This window comes from Caldicoprobacter sp. (assembly GCF_047459465.1).
Taxonomy (GTDB): domain Bacteria; phylum Bacillota; class Clostridia; order Caldicoprobacterales; family Caldicoprobacteraceae; genus Caldicoprobacter.
In genome coordinates, this window is the sequence record NZ_VSCO01000200.1 from 1 (window position 1) to 2,606 (window position 2,606).

Here is a 2,606-nt window from a genome sequence, read left to right on the forward strand (position 1 = left end):
TTTACAGCGTCATTCTATCACAATAGAATAGAGTTGTCAATAGATGATTTGATTTAGATAATTTGATTTAGCCATAAAGTAGCAAGCGTTATGATGATATTTTGAATATACAAATGCTATACAACACTGCATTTGATCCATCAAGGAACTTTAAATGAACCATATATTTTACATTTTAAAAAAGTTCCGCCATTCATCTCCGATTAAAATCGAAGGATGAATGGCGGTTTAAGTTATCGTCTGAAAACCGGCTGGATATCCGTGAGCAAACCAAAGGCTCAAAAAAGTCTAATCGGATGAAGCCTTCTGTTAATCTTCTTGTCGGTCAACCCGATAAGTTATACCGTTAACAGTGATAGCAGCTACCTGGCTCAAATCAAGCTCCCACCGACTAAACCTCCAATTACGATAGAATTTGCCGGTACTGGTGTCATAATTGCGTATTACGCTGATGGGATGACGCTGGTAAAAAAACAATCTTCTATCGTCATAATCAAGATTGATTTCCTGACCATCAACCAAAACTATCGTTGCACGGATATGGGGTTCAATCCATTCGTTACCGTACTCACCCGTGCTCTTGGAGTGTTCACCTATTTCCCGGCTGCAGCCCCTGATCTTAAGCTCAAAGGGCGTAAGCATAATCTCTTCAATGCAATAGCCATCGTATAAATCCGGTTCAGGATAAAAAACAATATTCTTGGTAAAAACATTGGTCACAACAGTTGTAAGGATGTATTTGCTTCCATTCAGATTCAAAGTAAGCTCAAGGGTCTTGCCCTCGCAATCCTTGAGGCTTTCGTATTTCAAGTAATCAGAGTCGGGATTGGTATGAGCTTTAATAAACTCTTCATCTATATCCTGCGGCTTGATATACAGCCAATCTGTAATTGTAGCTGAACAAAGGAAATACCGCACCCCGTCCTGATAGCCTATCTCCTCCATGCTGCCAAACAGCATATACTTCCATCTGGGTATCCTCGGGGTGTCTTCGGGGTCCACAATGCGTCCGCTTATGCTAAAATCTTCCGGTAGCTCACCTTCCACCGCCATGATTGCATACACATTGTGGTCGGTAAAAATAATGTTCTGTAAGCGGATGGTGCAGTCCTCAGTTACCACCGCCGCGCTCTCTTCCGCAATCTCGTTGATGCTGTCGGCATACTTATACACATCGTCGCCAAATGCTTTTCTAAACAGCCCCAACGACTTTGGCTCCACCTCGGCTTCTACTAGAGAAACGGCAAAGGTGAGCATCATTACCGCTACAAGTATGAACGCCAACACCCTACTGAAAACGGTAGCCTCTTTCGTCTTCATAATCGATATGACCCGTTCTTCTATTGCCTTCTTATTGAAATTGCTGGCCAGCGGCTCCAATCCAATCTTGGCTTCCTCCATACCGATCAAAGCCAAAGCATATTGCGACCTTGAGGTTTGACCAAATGCTCGCACAACCGCTTCATCGCATGCCAGCTCAATATCACGGTTGGCAAGCACATACATCGCCCACACCAGAGGGTTAAACCAATGAATACACAATGCTGCCGCAAGCAGCCATTTTCTCAGCGTATCAAACCGTTTGATATGTACCAGCTCATGAGCAAGAATGTATTTCAGACGCCATTCATCTTTGCTGCTTATTATTTTCGGAAGAAGTATCACCGGCCTCCATATACCGTAAGTCAGCGGAACCGTAATGGTATCCAACTGCCTAATTTGAACGGTTCTTCTTATCGGATGCTCTCTCAAACACCGGTTGAAAACATAACCGTTGACCGGAAGTGCCGGAAGTGCGGTTTTATATTTCTTCAGACACCGGAGATGCGTCACCAGAAAAAAGCTTGCCATGATGATTGCAACTGTTGACCATACCAATACAAAAGCTGACCAATTGGGTACAAAAGGAGAAACGACCGAAGGCGTCGATGGCGCTTTAGCCACCTCTGCAGGCACAATATTGGCGGTATTATACTGTAAAGACGTATTGGGGACAATCCATATAATATCTTCCTGCGCTAATACCTCAGAAATATTGCCCGGCCCATTATATGCCCTCATACGCAGTGGAATGGAAAATGGGATAAGCAATCGACATAGAACAATATCCCAAAGGATAAGAAAAGTTTTTTTGGGCAGCTTATTGATTGCCAGTGTGCGGATTACCACAATAGCCAAAATAAGAACAGCGGCCGAAAGGCTGGTTTGCAAGACCTTCACACCCAACACCTCGATTTAAATTGTTTTTGCCAAACCACTCATTCCGCCGCTACCTCATTCCAAATCTTTTACCAGCCGCTTAAGCCTCTCAATCTCTTGCGGAGTCAATTTTCTACTCTCTAAGAGAGATGCAACAAGCTGATCGGCAGCACCGCCGTACATTTTATTGATAAGCTCGTTGGTTTCAAACTCCCGTACCTGTTCTTTGGTAACAAGCGGATGGCACACAAAGTTAGGCTCTCGCCGTTCAATGACACCTTTTTCAATGCATTTTTTGATTACCGTGTAAGTAGTGGTCTTCTTCCATCCCACCTGTTTATTTAAAATTTCGGCAATTCGCTTTGCAGGGGTATCGCCATATTGCCACAAAACTTCCATGACTTTTA

At 43.6% G+C, this 2,606-nt stretch carries 2 protein-coding genes; both read right to left on the reverse strand.

The features are described 5' to 3' along the window. Positions 1 to 309: 309 nt before the first annotated feature. Positions 310 to 2,229 carry a M56 family metallopeptidase gene (locus FWJ59_RS09270; protein ID WP_414481652.1) on the reverse strand — a complete coding sequence of 640 codons (1,920 nt, stop codon included), beginning with the start codon at positions 2,227 to 2,229 and terminating at the stop codon, positions 310 to 312. A gap of 45 nt (positions 2,230 to 2,274) precedes the next feature. After that, positions 2,275 to 2,606, reverse strand: a 332-nt coding sequence (locus FWJ59_RS09275; protein WP_414481653.1) for a BlaI/MecI/CopY family transcriptional regulator, incomplete at its 5' end; no start/stop codon positions are given.